Below are 14,984 nucleotides of genomic sequence, written 5' to 3' on the forward strand. Positions count from 1 at the left end.
CGTATGGCTTCAAGGACTGCCTTAGTAAAGCCACAGTTTGCTCACACCGCTGAGCCCGCTGACTTGGGTGATGGTGTTGCTGTCGGAATTTGTGCCATTGCCGAGGGATCCTTTCGAACTGGCACCCCAAGTGCGGACAGTCCCGTCACCGAGGAGCGCGAACACCGTGACTCCGCCAACCGCGATCGATGTGACTCCAGTGAGGCCCCGGACTTGGACGGGGGTGTTGCTGCTGCTGTTGGTGCTGTTGCCGAGTTGACCGTATCCTCCGGATCCCCAGGCGCGGACCGTTCCGTCCCTCAGCAGGGCGTAGCCGTTCGTGTCGCAGGCCGCGATCGAGGTGACTCCGGTGAGGCCCTGGACTTGGACGGGGGTGTTGCTGTCGTTGTTGGTGCCGTTGCCGAGCTCGCCATATCCACCGATGCCCCAGGCGCGGACGGTCCCATCCGACAACAGTGCATAGGCGCTGAAGCCGCTTGTGGTGACGGAGGTGACTCCGGTGAGGCCCTGGACTTGGACGGGGGTGTTGCTGTCGTTGTTGGTGCCGTTGCCGAGCTGGCCATACCCTCCGAAGCCCCAAGCACGGATGGTTCCATCGCTCAGCAGCGCATATGCCGTGCGATTGCTCGCCATGACTGATTTCACGCCGCTGAGACCCATGACCTGGACGGGCGCGTCGCAGTAGTTGTTGGCGCCGTTGCCAAGTTGGCCACTGAGGCCGTAACCCCACGCACGCACCGTCCCGTCCTCAAGCAGCGCGTATGCGGTGCCGTTGCTTGCTGTGATTGATCGGACTCCGTTGAGGCCTGTGATCGGGGTTGGCGGGCTGCCCTGGGAAAAGGTCCTACTGCCATCGCCGAGCTGGCCACAATCGTTGTTACCCCAGGCACGCACCGTCCCGTCCTTGAGCAGCGCGTATGTGGTGGTCCCGTTGACGGTGATCGACGCGACCCCCGTGAGGCCGCTGACTTGGACAGGGGTGCTGCTGGGTGTGACGCTGATGCCATCGCCGGCACCGCCGATCCCAATTCCGCCCCAAGTCCAAACCGTTCCGTCAGCCAGAACGGCATACCTGGTGCCCAGGCCCGCGACCATGGACACCCCGGTCAAACCCGAAACGCCTACAGCCACGCTGCTGAACGGCACCGTACCGCCGACGCCGAGCTGACGGTCGTAGTTGTCTCCCCAAGCGCGGGCGGTTGCGTCCGTCTGCAGCGAAAAGACCGAGTGTCCGTTTGCCATGATCGAGGCCACACCTGTGAGGCCTTGGACTCGGACGGGAGTGTTGCCGTCCACGTTAGAGCCGTTGCCGAGCTGGCCGTATCCGTTGTAACCCCAAGCTCGGACGGTTCGGTCCGCCAGCAATGCGTAAGTGGTTCCGTAGCTGGCCGTTACGGCAGTGACGCCTGTGAGACCGGTGACTTGGACGGGGATGCTGCTGTCGGTGGTTGTCGCGTTGCCAAGCGCGCCGTATACGTTGCTGCCCCAGGAGCGGACTGTTCCATCCGTGAGCAGTGCGTAGGCTACGGTTTTACCGTCAGCTATGGAGGCAACGCCGGTGAGGCCTTGGACCTGGACCGGCGCGCTGCTGTCGGTAGTGGTGCCGTTACCGAGTTGGCCGCGTGAGTTGGTACCCCAGGCGCGAACAGTCCCGTCCTTCAGGAGCGCATGCGTCGTGTCTCCGTCGGTGGCGAGCGATGCGACACCGATGAGGCCAGTGACCTGAACGGGGGTGCTTCTGAAAGCGGTCGTGCCGTCGCCCAATTGGCCGACCACGTTGAAACCCCAGGCTCTAACAGTCCCGTCTCCCAAGAGCGCGTAAGCGTTGACGTCACTAGTAGTAATCGACTTGACCCCGACGAGTCCGCTGACTTGGACGGGTGTGCTGCTGTTGGCGGTGGTGCCGTTGCCTAACTTGCCGCCGAAGTTGTCGCCCCAAGCCCGCACGGTCCCATCTTTAAGAAGTGCGTAGGCGGTGGATCCGCCGGTCATGATGGCAGCGACCGCCGTGAGGCCTTGGACTTGGGTGGGCGTGTTGCTTCCAAAGGTGTTTCCGTTACCGAGCTCGCCGGATGCGTTACGCCCCCAGCTGCGAACAGTCCCGTCTGCCAGAAGTGCATAGGCGGTGTAGTAATCCGCCGCGATCGAAGTGACTCCGATGAGCCCTCGGATTTGGACCGGAATGCTGCTGTTCTCGTTAGTGCCGTTGCCGAGCTCGCCGTATCCGCCATAACCCCAAGCGCGGACGGTCCCGTCGGTTAACAACGCGTAGCTGGTTCGGACACCGCTTACTAGCGATTTGACTCCTCTGAGGCCATTAGCGGTAGCTGCCGTGGCTTGGTACGGCGTTGTGCCGTTCCCGAGCTGGCTGAATTGGTTGTCGCCCCAGGTGAAAGCCGAACTCGCGGATGCTCCTGGAAGATAGTAGCCGGCGACGTCGGCGATCAGGTGAGTGGCCCCGTCGGATCGGTTGAAGAGGGTGACTTTGCCGTCCATCCCGACCGGGACCGTGACGGAGTTTGGAACCGTCTGGCCGCTGGCGAAGTTCACGTTCGAGGAGTTGGGGCGGGCGGTCCCGGAGGCATAGGCAGTGATGAATCCGAAGGAGGTGGGATTAGCAACCGTGAGGTTGAAGGTTACCGCCGCGACCTTTGCCGGAATCCCGTTCACTCCGCCAACTTGGAAGGAGACGATCCCGTCTGAGCCGATAGGGGACGAGCCGCGGGTGTCGAGGAAACGCGAAGGATCTACCGGGACAAGGGAACCCGGAATGGTCGGCGTCCCTGGGAGGTAGTAGCCGGCGACGTCGGCGATGAGCTGGGCGGTACCGGCGGATCGGTTGAAGAGGGTGACTTTGCCGTCCGTCCCAACGGGGACGGTGACGGAGTTCGGAACCGTTTGGTCTTTTGCGAAGTTGAGGTTGGAGGCATTAGGGCGGGTTGTTCCGGACGCGTAGGCAGTGATGAAACCGAACGAGGTGGGGTTGGCCACGGTGAGGTTGAAGGTAACCGACGAGACGGTGGCAGGAATGCCCTTCACGCCGCCGACTTGGAAAGATACTGTCCGGTCCGATCCCACCGCGGATGAATCGCGGGTATCCAGGAATCGCGAGGGGGCTACCGGAACAAAAGCACCTGGCAAGGAGGGCGCACCCGGGAGGTAGTAGCCGGAGACGTCGGCGATGAGCTGGCTGGTGCCGGCGGAACGATTGAACAGGGTGATCTTGCCATCCATCCCGACGGGGACTGTGACGGAATTCGGGACCGTCTGGCCGACAGCGAAGTTCAGGTTGGAAGAATCAGGACGTGTGGTTCCGGAAGGGTAAGCGGTGATGAACCCGAAGGACTGCGGTTCGTTGACGGTGAGGTTGAAGACCACGGCGGCGGCGTCTGCCGGTATTCCGTTGACGCCACCGACCTGAAACGACACGGTCTTGTCAGGGCCAACTGGGGCGCTGTTACGCGTATCCAGAGCTCGGAATGGAGCGACCGGGACCAAGGCCCCTGGCGCAGTTGGCTTCGTATAAGTTTCGGCCACCGCGACCGGCGTGATTGTCGAGCCCACGGCCGCAGGCGCGGCGACGCCCGACAAGACGAGCAAAACACCCAAGGCGGCGGCCACGCGGGCGTATCCACGCACAGATGGCACGCTGAAAGCAACCATGATTCCCCCCCAAAAAACATGGCTCCCAGTGCGGGTAAGCCAAAAACTGGTCTTGGCGAAAACTACCACATAGGCCGCATTACCGCGTCAGCTTGGCGTGGTCCGGATGGTGGTCGCCGATGTGCCCTGGTGCGAACAGGATGCGAGCCTATTAGAGCAGCCCGAAGATGGGAATGGCCGGGCACGGCTACGGCCGTTCGAGTGGAAACGGTTTCAGTTGCCTTTAGGCCAGGCAATGAGCGGCATCTTTGGTTTTCCGATCGCGCGGCCTGAACTGATTCGATCGAGGTTGTACCCAAGCCGATCGCGGAGCGCAGGGCTGCCGCCGGGAACGCTTGGAGTCTCTTCGAGTGCAGCCCCGAATCTGGAGAGAGTATCGGCGATGATCGAATCCGCGCGACGGCCGCTGAGACCTCCCCAGCCTGCAACCTCCGCGCGGAAGTGGTCCAGCGTGACCCTGTGATGGTTGAATTCGCCGCCAATTGCCAGGGAGAGTTCATCGCCGATCTTTTTCGATCCGACTCTCGAAGGGTCGTCGTTGATATGGAGGATCGGTACTGCATCGTAGAGGTCGGCGATCGTTGATTCCTCGTTGGTTTTGTGGAGGATTGACACGTTTTTTGCGTGTGCGTCGTGGTTACCGATGATCACGTTGTAGAGCAGATGGCGCAGCCAGGTCTCCACATCGGTGCCATCACCAAATGAGCCGAGGAGTTCGGCGATCCGCTGTGCGGTGGGTCGGGATGGAGAGCGTGGCTGCTGGGGATTCTGGAATTTTGCGGCCGAGTCTGTCCAGTCCAAACCAAGGGCTTGCGCAGCGTCTTCCTGATGGATAGGGCGAACCTTATTGCCTTCCACAACCCGGTCGTACCGTTCGATGGAGAGGAACGTCGTCTGGTTGTAGGTGATCAGTTCGCTGTGAAAGCCAGTCAGGCCCATATGGCGTGCGATCTTGTGCGAGAAGTACTCGTCGAAGATCATGGCGGGCCGGTGGGAGGGTGATGGTTTGAGGATATGAGTGGAATGAGCCAAATTTTCAGGGTAGGCCCAGTCCTCCCCAAATCGTGCCAGTAGTAGTTTCGGCTGGAAGCCGGGGAGCATGGAGCGGCCGCTGTCTGGTTCGTTGCCGAGATCAAAGTCTCGCTGGGCCTTCTCGAGCTTGCGGATGACTTCGCGGGTGCTTAGGGGTCGACACTTGCCAGACACATGATCGCTTGGCTTTTCAGTGCGGATCGAGAGCGCGCCAGCCATAGTTAGGCCGTAGTGCTTCAGCAAAGCAAACAGGTCACTCTCATCAATGCGCGCGGTGCTGGCAAGTCGAATTCGGTGGTTGCCCTCAGGCGCGTATCCGCCGAAGAAATTGGAGGCGTGCCGGGTGTCGGCTTTGGTTCCAGGAACCAGGGAGAAGCCTTCCGTGAGCATGCTGGGCGCTCCGGCGTATGTGGGCTCGATTGCGAAGGTCACCTGCCGCCTGTCCCTGCGGGTGGGGGTGATGACGCCGATGTGGTCGTCGTGCAGGAAGACATCGAGATGCTCAGCCATGTGGAGCTCCCGCCGGCAAATCAAAGCTCACGGTTACCTTGATACCGAGCCGCCGCAGTGTTCGGAACATTCTGGTAGCCCAGAGGTTCGACGTTCCCTTTTCAAGGTTGACCAGGTACAGGCGGGAGATCCCGAGATCTTCCGCGAGCTGTTCTTGGGTCATTCCACGTGCGGTTCGTGCGTGCTTTATGGCTGCGCCGAGGTTCTTGGGGTTGCGTGCTTCGAAGCTTGGCATTGAAAATCCCTTGTATGAATATCGCGACACCGTGCGTTGTATGAATATTACAACATTGTCCGATGTATGGATATAACAACACTGCACAGAGTCTGGATATTCATACATCGAGCCCGGGGTCGTCATCCCTACTCCCGCCAAGGCCTTCCGCGTCCTAGACTCAAGCCAACAACGGCTCAGGACAATGATGTTCAGAGGGACACTGGGGTTTCAGAAAGGGAGCGCGGGTGAAACTTGGCATAGCGCGGGAACGCCTGGAGGGTGAACGTCGTGTGGCCGCGACGCCGGAGACCGTCAAGCAGTTGGCCGGACTGGGACTGGACGTCGTCATCGAAAGCGGAGCTGGAACCGCCGCGGGCCACAGCGACGAGGACTACCGCCAGGCAGGAGCCCTCATCGTCCCCGCCTTGGATCTTGCCCGATTGGACGTCTACGCGCACGTCCGCCCCCTCGAACCCGCGACGGCGGCCGTGCTGCGCCGGGGCGCTGTCACCGTGGGCCTGGCCTCGCCGTCGTCGGAACTTCCCACCGTCCGCGCGCTCGCCGAAGCGGGCGTGACCTCCTTCGCGCTTGAGTTGGTGCCGCGCATTTCCCGGGCACAATCCATGGACGCGCTCACGTCCCAGGCCCTCGTGGCCGGATACCGCTGCGTGCTCGAGGCGGCAATGCGCCTCCCGCGCTTCTTCCCGCTCTACATGACGGCCGCCGGAACCATTCCCCCGGCCCGCGTGCTGGTGTTGGGTGCGGGTGTGGCCGGCCTGCAGGCCATCGGTACTGCGAAGAGGCTGGGTGCACGCGTCTCCGCCAACGACATCCGGCCGGCGTCGGCGGACGAGGTCGCGTCCATGGGCGGCACCTTCATCAAGCTGGACGTGGAGACGGCGGAATCGTCCGGCGGCTATGCGCGCGAGCTCAGCGCCGACCGCGGCGCCCTGCAGCGTGAGCTGCTCGCCCCGCATGTGGCCCAGGCAGACGTGCTCATCACGACGGCGGCGGTCCCCGGACGGCGGGCCCCTCTCCTGGTGAGCCGCGAAATGGTTCAGCACATGCGCCCGGGCTCGGTGATTGTCGACCTCGCCGCGGAGTCCGGCGGCAACGTGGAAGGCTCGGTGCCTGGCTTGGATCTTCAAATACCGACGGCGGACGGCCAGGGCACGGTCACCCTGGTGGGGATGAAGGATGTCGCCTCTGCCATGCCCGCGGACGCCTCGCGCCTCTACGCGAAGAACGTCGCGAACCTGCTGGCCCTGATGACTTGTGATGGCGCCGTCGTCCCGGACTTCGGCGATGAAGTAGTGGCGGGCGCGTGCCTGACGCACGACGGCGAGGTGCGGCACGGTCCGACGGCCGACGCCCTTGCGGCGCTCTCCGCCGAGACGGCGGAATCCGTAAGCTCCGCCAACGAGGGGGTCTCCTGATGGACGGCATCGCCCTGCTCACCATCACTGTCTTGGCGATCTTCGTGGGCTTCGAAGTAGTCTCCAAGGTCTCAAGCACGCTTCACACGCCCTTGATGTCCGGGGCCAACGCCATTCACGGAATCATCCTCGTGGGCGCGATCATCGTCGCCGGGCAGGCCTCGGACCCTTGGGTCCTCGCGGTCGCCTTGCTCGCCGTGGTCCTCGCCACCGCCAATTTGGTGGGCGGTTTCGTAGTGACCGACCGCATGCTGGAGATGTTCCGCGGCCGTAAACGCCTTGTGCCCCCGGGCGCGAAACCTGAGGCCATAAAGCCCGAGGGCAGCGCATCCGAGTCCAAGGAGCGCACGCGATGAGCCTCATCGATCCGGTGTGGACTTCGCTCCTCTACCTCGCGGCTGCCGTGTGTTTCATCCTCGCGCTCAAGGGACTCAATTCGCCACGTACTGCCCGACGAGGCAACTTGGTAGGCGCATTCGGTGCGGCGCTCGCCGTCGCCACGGTCTTTATGTCCGTCAAAATGGACAACGTTCCATGGATCCTAGGCGCGATGGTGGTCGGTTCGGGCGTGGCCGCGCCGATAGCGCGCCAGGTGAAGATGACCCAGATGCCGCAGCTCGTCGCGCTATTCAATGGCGTGGGCGGTGGTGCCGCGGCGCTCGTTGCACTCCTGGAACTCGCGCACACGGAGGACCACTGGGTGCGTGTGGCCATCGTCTTCACGCTGCTGGTGGGGGCGGTGTCGTTCGCGGGTTCCGGCATCACGTTCTCCAAGCTCCAGGAGCTCATGACCACCCGCCCGGTGGTGTTCCCTGGCCTACCGACCCTCATGGGAGCGGTGCTGCTCGCGGCGGTGGGTGTCGCCGTCGCCGTCGTCTTCAGTGGTTCCCTAGCGCTCGCGCTGCTGCTCTTGGTGCTGGGGCTGGCGGCAGGCATGCTGCTGGTGCTGCCGGTAGGCGGCGCGGACGTGCCGATCGTTATTTCGCTCCTGAATGCCTTTACTGGCCTGGCCGTGGCGGCCTCCGGCCTGGTGCTTGGCAACGTGCTCTTGGTGGTGGCCGGCACGTTGGTAGGCGCCTCGGGCACCATCCTCACCCGGGCCATGGCCACGGCCATGGGCCGCAGTGTTGCGGGAATCCTCTTCGGCGCGTTCAAGGGAGGCTCGACGGCGGGGTCGACGGCGGTGAGCGACCGCCCCGTCCGCTCCTCCAGCCCGGAAGACGTGGCCGTGCTCCTTGGCTACGCGCAACGGGTCATCATCGTTCCTGGCTATGGGCTCGCGGTAGCGCAAGGGCAGCACACGGCAGCGGAGCTGGCCCTTGCACTGGAGGCGAGGGGCATCGACGTGGATTTCGCCATCCATCCGGTGGCCGGCCGCATGCCCGGGCACATGAACGTCCTGCTTGCCGAAGCCAATGTGCCCTATGAGTCCCTCAAGGAAATGGGCGAAATCAACTCGGAATTCCGGACAGCCGACGTCGCGCTCGTTGTCGGCGCGAACGACGTCGTCAATCCGGCCGCGAAAACCACCCCAGGTTCGCCGATCTACGGCATGCCGATCCTTGAAGTGGCCGACGCGCGCCAAGTAGTGTTCCTGAAGCGCTCCATGCGGCCGGGATTCGCGGGAATCGAGAACGAACTCATGTACGAACCGCAGACCACTCTGCTGTTTGGCGATGCCAAGGAATCCCTCACCAAAGTGTTGAGTGCGGTCAAGGCGCTCAAGCTTAGTTAACCAACTCTGGGGTGCTCGCGGGCCTCTATGCTGCCAAATCGGGTGAGCACACTCAGGATCGTGGCGAGCTGCTGCTGCCCAGCCGGGTGAGCCCACTCAAGACGCGGCTGGATTCAACGCCCTATCATCGGCCAAAGACCTAGGGTGGGAATGCTCCCATCCTTGACGTTTGCCCCGGCATCGAATGGACGGTGAGTGGAGTGCCTAGACTCTCGACGCAGGAGCACAAGGTGACGCGGCGCTTCGGCGTCCGTTGGGCCGCAGTTGGAGCGTGCGCGGCAATGGTCCTGGCACTCCTCAGTGGCTTTGCTGTGCCGGCGCATGCGGCTGCAAACACCGTCATCACGCTGACCTTCGATGACGGGAACGCCGATCAAATGACCGCCGAAGCCACGATGAAGAACCTAGGTTTGCACGGTACCTTCTTCGTCCCCTCCGGATGGGTCGATCAGCCGAGCTATTTCACGTCTGCGAACTTGCATCAGCTCTTCACAGACGGCAACGAGATTGCCGGGCACACCGTCACCCACCCCGACCTGGTCACCTTGACCTCGGATGAAGTGACGCGACAGGTGTGCAACGGAAGGGTCGCCCTGGCAAACATGGGCTTCAAAGTCACAAGCTTCGCCTATCCTTTTGCTTCCACGGATCCTGCGGTGCAGACCATCGTGAAGAACTGCGGTTTTAACAGCGCACGCGGGCTCGGGGACCTTTACAGCAAGGACGATCCTGGACTCCCGGCTGCCGAAACCATCCCGCCCGCCAACCCGTATGACACCGCGGCGCCGGAGGAAGTGGACAGCACGTGGACGCTGTCCAACCTTGAAGACTCCGTGACCAGGGCCCAGGCGGCTGGCGGTGGCTGGGTTCAGTTGACCTTCCACCACATCGCGGTGGGAACCGACCCGACGCTCACCATCAGCCCCGATCTGTTCAGCCAATTCGCCTCCTGGTTAGCGCAACAACAGACGGCGGGCAGCGTCGCCGTGAAGACGGTTGACCAGGTAATCGGTGGCGCCGTCCAGCCCCTCGTCTCCGGGCCGCCGGTACCGCCGCCGCCTCCACAGGGCACCAATATGATCCAGAACCCGAGCCTGGAGACGCTCACCAGCGGGATTCCGCTGTGCTGGGCCGCGGGTGGATACGGCACCAACACCCCCAGCTTTTCAGTGGTCTCGCCGGGCCACACAGGCAACAACGCCGAACTCCTGACAATGAGCGGCTACGTCAGCGGTGACGCGAAGCTCCTGCCGGCCTTGGATCTTGGCGGCTGCTCACCGACGGGCACTCCAGGCCATATCTATCAGCTCAGCGCCTGGTATAAATCCAATGTCATCACCCAATTCGAGGTTTACTACCGGACGGGAACGGGGTATTGGATCTACTGGACGGCGAGCCCGCTGTTCAACGCGAGCAGCAACTGGACCCAGATAACCTGGACCACGCCGGCTCTTCCGGCAGGCGCCTCGGGTATCAGTTACGGACTGAACATCCAATCCAACGGTTCGATCACCACGGACGACTATTCGATGATCGACGTCACCCAGGCCGCGGCGACGGCGCCGGCGGCACCGACCGGGGTGACCGCGACGGCGGGGAACGCGTCGGCGGTGGTGTCGTGGACGGCTCCGGCCAACGGCGGGTCCCCGATCACCTCGTATGCCGTGACGCCTTCCACCGGCGGCACGGCCCTGGCCCCGGTGACGGTGTCCGGTAATCCGCCTGCGACGACGGCGACGGTCACCGGGCTGAGCAACGGCACGGCCTACACGTTCACAGTGACGGCCTCGAACGCCGTGGGAACGTCCGTTGCTTCGGCCGCGTCGCCTCCCGTCACCCCGACGGCCCCAACAGTTCCGGGGACTCCCACGGGCGTCACCGCGACGGCGGGCAACGCGTCCGCGGTGGTGTCCTGGACGGCTCCGGCCAACGGCGGTTCCCCGATCACCTCCTACGCCGTGACGCCTTCGTCCGGTGGCACGGCTTTGGCTCCGGTGACGGTCTCCGGAAATCCGCCCTCGACGACGGCGACCGTCACCGGACTGAGCAACGGCACGGCCTACACCTTCACCGTCACGGCCACCAACGCTGTGGGGACGTCTGCGCCGTCCGCCGCGTCGGCCCCGGTCACGCCCACGGCGCCGGTTCCCGGCGTCACCAACGGCGGGTTCGAATCCGGGCTCACGTCCTGGACCACCGGCGGGATCAAGGCCCCCGTGGCCTCCACCACCGCGCACACCGGCACCGGCTCCGCGCTCCTGGGCCTGGCATCCGGGGCCGAACCCCTCGGGGACAGCAGCCTGGCCCAGACCATCACCATGCCCGCCGCCGGGACCTCCACCCTGTCCTTCTGGTACCAGCCCCACACCGCCGACGAGACCTGCACCAGCACCGCCTGCCGCTACGACTGGATGGAAGCACAAGTCCGCACCACCAGCGGCACGGTCCTGGCCAGCCTGTTCAAACTCTGCAACAACAACGGCACCTGGACCCAGCTCAGCGCCAACCTCTCCGCCTACAACGGGCAGGCCATCGTGCTCTGGTTCAACGTCCACCTCGACGGTTCCAGCCCGGCGGACGACACCTGGATGTACCTCGACGACGTCACCCTCACCAACAGCCAGACAACCCCCACGGCACCCGCCGCACCCACCGGGGTCACCGCGACCGCCGGCAACGCCTCCGCCACCGTGTCCTGGACCGCCCCGAATAACGGCGGCTCCCCGATCACCTCCTACGCCATCACCCCGCACGCCGGCGCCACGACCCTGGCCCCGGTCACCGTCACCGGGAACCCGCCCGCTACCTCGGCGAACATCACCGGGCTGAGCAACGGCACCGCCTACACCTTCACCGTCACCGCCACCAACGCCATCGGCACCTCACCGGCCTCCGCGGCCTCGGCACCGGTCACCCCCACCGCGGCCGCGACGGCACCCGCCGCCCCCACCGGGGTCACCGCGACGGCCGGGAACGCCTCCGCGACCGTGTCCTGGACGGCCCCGGCCAACGGCGGCTCCCCGATCACCTCCTACACGGTCACCCCGCACGCCGGCGCCACCACCCTGGCCCCGGTCACCGTCACCGGGAACCCGCCCGCCACGACCGCGAACATCACCGGACTGACCAACGGCACCGCCTACACCTTCACCGTCACCGCCACCAACGCTGTGGGAACTTCCGTTGCCTCCGCGGCCTCGGCGCCGGTCACCCCCACGGCGGCCGCGACGGCACCCGCCGCCCCCACCGGGGTCACCGCGACGGCGGGCAACGCCTCCGCCACCGTGTCCTGGACCGCCCCGGCCAACGGCGGCTCCCCGATCACCTCCTACGCCATCACCCCGCACGCCGGCGCCACCACCCTGGCCCCGGTCACCGTCACCGGGAACCCGCCCGCCACGACCGCGAACATCACCGGACTCAGCAACGGCACCGCCTACACCTTCACCGTCACCGCCACCAACGCCATCGGCACCTCACCGGCCTCCACGGCCTCGGCGCCGGTCACCCCCACGGGAACCACCACCTCGACCATCACCAACGGCGGCTTCGAATCCGGGCTCAGCTCCTGGATCACCGGCGGCGTCAAGGCACCCGTGGCCTCCACCATCGCCCACACCGGCACCGGCTCCGCGCTCCTGGGCCTGGCCTCAGGGGCCGAACCCCTCGGCGACAGCAGCCTGTCCCAGACCATCACCGTCCCCGCCACCGGGACATCGACGCTGTCCTTCTGGTACCAGCCCCACAGCCAGGAAGACCCCTGCACCGGCAATGCCTGCCCGTACGACTGGATGGAAGCACAAGTCCGCACCACCACCGGCACCACCCTGGGAAGCCTCTTCAAACTCTGCAACAACAACGGCACCTGGACCCAGCTCACCGCCGACCTCACCGCCTACAAAGGCCAGACCATCACCCTCTGGTTCAACGTCCACCTCGACGGCTCCACCCCCGCCGACGACACCTGGATGTACCTCGACGACATCACCCTCACCAACAGCTAAAAGCACAGATCGACGTGGTCTCCGTCGTGCCCGCGCCCTTACGCGAGCGGCGGCTGCGAACTTGGTTCGCAGCCGCCGCTTCCCGGTGAGTGTTAGGAGTTCTTTGTGGCGGCGAACATGCGGCGAAGCGTGAAGAAGCAACCCAAGGCGCCGAAGAGCAGCGCCATGAGGAAGTCGCCCATGTACCCCTTCACGAAATTCGGGTTGTTCGCCAGGTTGTAGTTCATCAGGTCCCACGGCTCGGAGCTGGTGATCAAAGACAAGGGTTGGCTATTGATGTATTTGGCAGCGTCCAGCCAGACTCCTGCTACGAAAGACAAAAGCGCAGTGGCAGCTGTGATACCCGCTATCACCCACACGCCTTTTCGGCTCAGCCCGCCAGCTCCCATCACATAGAAACGGGCCGCCATCGCCGCAGCGGCGAAGGTGACGAGCGAGGACATCCAGCCAAAACTCCAGATGACGAGCCACAGAACGACGGCGATCGGGAGGGCCGCCAGGGCGAACAGGGCGCCTCGGCCCACGTTTTCGCGGCTTCGGATCGAGGGAGCGGGGGGCCATGCTGTTGCCTGGGCCTGGTTTGCTTCCGGATGCCAAGGGGGAATCTGCGCGCCGGAGGCATCCGGCGCGTTCATTTCGAACTCAGGCTGGGGACGCTGCGACGCGCCGTATTCGTTGCTGCCGGGCTGCGTGTTTTCCGGCAGGTTGGTGCTTTCGGTCATGTTTCCCCCAATGTGGACCGGTGCAAGCGTACGGAACATCCTTGCACGCGCCAGCGGAAATTCGCCAGCGTTTGCAGCGAATAACTGCGTCGGCGATTCGCAGCCGAGGGGAGAGCCTGGGATTGTCGTTTCTAGCTGGCTTCGAGGATCTTCTTGAGGTTCTCCAGGTCCTTGCGCATGGCCGTGCGCATCATCGGCGCCATGACGATGCCTGCAAGCGCGGAGAACCCGGAGGGTTCACCTGTGTTGCGGAGGGTCATGCGGGTCGCGCCATCCTCATCGGACCAGGTGTAGGTAGTCCGCATCGGGAAAGGACCTTGGCTTGTGCGCATGGTGAGTTTCTCGCGGGGGACAAGCTCGGTGAATTCGTAGACATAGTCCAGATTCCGGCCCAGGAATCGCGCGGCGAAGGCAACCCGGGATCCGACCGCCAGGGGCCGCGGCGTCTGCCACTGTGCAGATCGTATGTTCGCGTACCAGACCGGCGCGTTGTCCGGGTCGGAAGCATAACTTGCCACGATCTCGCGGGGCCGCTGGATCAGTATTTCGGTCTGGACGTTCACCATGTCCCCAACTATCGCAGAACGCGCCTACCGGGCGGTAACCCACCCTGAAGGTATTCACGGCAGATTGTCAGATACGTTGGGATGCTGCTCGGCCTCTCCGGGGTGGGGTTCCATCTCCACGTAGTAGATCGCCCCTGCGCCCGGGGCATGGAGGCGGTGTGTTGCATGACGGGTTGGCCGGTATTCGTGTCCGAAGGGATCGCGCACGGTGACACGTTCAAGGTGATCCAGCCGCGCGAGGAGGCCATCGACGTCCCGGAGCGTCGCGGGATGGGTCTCTTCTCCCGCTACATCCAATACCCATGGCGAACTGGTGGCGCTGCTGGCGAGTTCCAGGCTCAGGGTTTCAAATATTCCAGCCAGAAGGGCATCGAGCGTTGTGGGGTAGAGACGGAGCAATCGATGCGCTTTCGGTTCGCGGCGTCGATCGTTGATCCAGGTCTGGCGGAGCCACGTGAATTCGACCCGGCCGAACGAGGACCCCAGGGTCAGCTTCCGGTCCCCCTCCAACGTCAAGTGGAAGTTGTTGCCCGCCCGGTCCAAAATGCTGGCTGCTTCGTCAACGTACTCAAGGTCTTCGAGCATGGCTGTTTTGGACGGATAATACGTGAAATCACCGAGCTCATCGACAACGACGTAGTCTTCCGGAGCCGCGCCGGCAAGCTCGGAAGCGTGTGCCGCTCCTTGGTTGAGGGGAGTGCGTTTCATGGTGGATTCAGCTCCTAAGGAGGGACAGCCCAAAGCCCGAATTGACTATCTTCATCAGACCACCAAACCGAGCGGCCGTCGTCGGTCCTTAATGGTTTCCTTACGCGGACAGTGAAGATTTAGCGCCCGCGTTCGCGTACCGCAGTGGGACGATTGAGTCATGGAGAACAGTGGCCACGCTTCCCGCGTTTACCGGTGAAAGTACGCGGCTGGTGGTCATGGTGGTCCTAGGTTTGGTGACCATGATTGCCACTGCGGCAGTCCTCGTCGCCGGAGTGGCAAGCATAGGGGCCGCCGCCGTGATGCTCCTGGAAGTCGGCTCGGTCCAATGGAGCGCCTGGGACTTCTGCGGACGGCAGAGATCGCTGACAGTCTGGTCAGGCAGCTGAAG

The 14,984-nt window shown here is 64.0% G+C and carries 11 protein-coding genes; 5 read left to right on the plus strand and 6 right to left on the minus strand.

From position 1 onward, the window contains the following. Positions 1–21 precede the first annotated feature (21 nt). From ABD742_RS22835 to ABD742_RS22845, 3 genes are all read right to left on the minus strand, one after another. Entirely contained in the window at positions 22–3,663 is a 3,642-nt protein-coding gene (locus ABD742_RS22835) for an RCC1 domain-containing protein (RefSeq protein ID WP_344789133.1), read from the minus strand. A 213-nt stretch (positions 3,664–3,876) separates the two neighbouring features. After that, entirely contained in the window at positions 3,877–5,205 is a 1,329-nt protein-coding gene (locus ABD742_RS22840) for a type II toxin-antitoxin system HipA family toxin (protein ID WP_234752842.1), read from the minus strand. Then, entirely contained in the window at positions 5,198–5,440 is a 243-nt protein-coding gene (locus tag ABD742_RS22845; RefSeq protein WP_234752841.1) for a helix-turn-helix transcriptional regulator, read from the minus strand. The genes ABD742_RS22840 and ABD742_RS22845 overlap by 8 nt, the downstream gene beginning before the upstream one ends. 227 nt (positions 5,441–5,667) lie before the next feature. On the opposite strand from ABD742_RS22845, the gene ABD742_RS22850 reads away from it, so the two are divergent. The 4 genes from ABD742_RS22850 to ABD742_RS22865 all read left to right on the plus strand — a co-directional run bounded on the left by ABD742_RS22850 (position 5,668) and on the right by ABD742_RS22865 (position 12,597). Next, positions 5,668–6,858, plus strand: a complete 1,191-nt coding sequence (locus tag ABD742_RS22850) for a Re/Si-specific NAD(P)(+) transhydrogenase subunit alpha (protein ID WP_234752839.1) — start codon at positions 5,668–5,670, stop codon at positions 6,856–6,858. Then, entirely contained in the window at positions 6,858–7,214 is a 357-nt protein-coding gene (locus ABD742_RS22855) for an NAD(P) transhydrogenase subunit alpha part 2 (protein WP_234752837.1), read from the plus strand. Before ABD742_RS22850 ends, ABD742_RS22855 begins: the two co-directional genes overlap by 1 nt. Next, entirely contained in the window at positions 7,211–8,593 is a 1,383-nt protein-coding gene (locus ABD742_RS22860; RefSeq protein WP_234752835.1) for an NAD(P)(+) transhydrogenase (Re/Si-specific) subunit beta, read from the plus strand. The genes ABD742_RS22855 and ABD742_RS22860 overlap by 4 nt, the downstream gene beginning before the upstream one ends. 230 nt (positions 8,594–8,823) lie before the next feature. Then, positions 8,824–12,597: a fibronectin type III domain-containing protein gene (locus ABD742_RS22865; RefSeq protein WP_344789137.1), complete on the plus strand. Its 3,774-nt coding sequence runs from the start codon at positions 8,824–8,826 to the stop codon at positions 12,595–12,597. Positions 12,598–12,689: 92 nt separating this feature from the next. Here ABD742_RS22865 and ABD742_RS22870 read toward each other — a convergent pair whose 3' ends face one another. From ABD742_RS22870 to ABD742_RS22880, 3 genes are all read right to left on the minus strand, one after another. After that, positions 12,690–13,319: a DUF502 domain-containing protein gene (locus ABD742_RS22870; protein WP_234751611.1), complete on the minus strand. Its 630-nt coding sequence runs from the start codon at positions 13,317–13,319 to the stop codon at positions 12,690–12,692. A 131-nt stretch (positions 13,320–13,450) separates the two neighbouring features. Next, positions 13,451–13,885: an SRPBCC family protein gene (locus tag ABD742_RS22875; protein WP_234751612.1), complete on the minus strand. Its 435-nt coding sequence runs from the start codon at positions 13,883–13,885 to the stop codon at positions 13,451–13,453. Positions 13,886–13,939: 54 nt separating this feature from the next. Then, the gene (locus tag ABD742_RS22880; RefSeq protein WP_234751613.1) at positions 13,940–14,593 is read right to left on the minus strand and encodes a hypothetical protein; all 654 of its coding nucleotides are present in this window, start codon (positions 14,591–14,593) and stop codon (positions 13,940–13,942) included. A 170-nt stretch (positions 14,594–14,763) separates the two neighbouring features. On the opposite strand from ABD742_RS22880, the gene ABD742_RS22885 reads away from it, so the two are divergent. Beyond that, positions 14,764–14,982, plus strand: coding sequence for a hypothetical protein (locus ABD742_RS22885; RefSeq protein ID WP_234751614.1), 219 nt, complete (start codon positions 14,764–14,766; stop codon positions 14,980–14,982). Positions 14,983–14,984 lie beyond the last annotated feature (2 nt).

It is taken from the genome of Arthrobacter ramosus (genome assembly GCF_039535095.1).
In the GTDB taxonomy this organism is placed as follows: domain Bacteria; phylum Actinomycetota; class Actinomycetes; order Actinomycetales; family Micrococcaceae; genus Arthrobacter; species Arthrobacter ramosus.

Bases quoted from the DNA above. Each gene is read 5' to 3' on its own strand.
- ABD742_RS22835 (WP_344789133.1), bottom strand. From the start codon at position 3,663: ATGGTTGCTTTCAGCGTGCCATCTGTGCGTGGATACGCCCGCGTGGCC.
- ABD742_RS22840 (WP_234752842.1), bottom strand. From the start codon at position 5,205: ATGGCTGAGCATCTCGATGTCTTCCTGCACGACGACCACATCGGCGTC.
- ABD742_RS22845 (WP_234752841.1), bottom strand. From the start codon at position 5,440: ATGCCAAGCTTCGAAGCACGCAACCCCAAGAACCTCGGCGCAGCCATA.
- ABD742_RS22855 (WP_234752837.1), top strand. From the start codon at position 6,858: ATGGACGGCATCGCCCTGCTCACCATCACTGTCTTGGCGATCTTCGTG.
- ABD742_RS22860 (WP_234752835.1), top strand. From the start codon at position 7,211: ATGAGCCTCATCGATCCGGTGTGGACTTCGCTCCTCTACCTCGCGGCT.
- ABD742_RS22870 (WP_234751611.1), bottom strand. From the start codon at position 13,319: ATGACCGAAAGCACCAACCTGCCGGAAAACACGCAGCCCGGCAGCAAC.
- ABD742_RS22875 (WP_234751612.1), bottom strand. From the start codon at position 13,885: ATGGTGAACGTCCAGACCGAAATACTGATCCAGCGGCCCCGCGAGATC.
- ABD742_RS22880 (WP_234751613.1), bottom strand. From the start codon at position 14,593: ATGAAACGCACTCCCCTCAACCAAGGAGCGGCACACGCTTCCGAGCTT.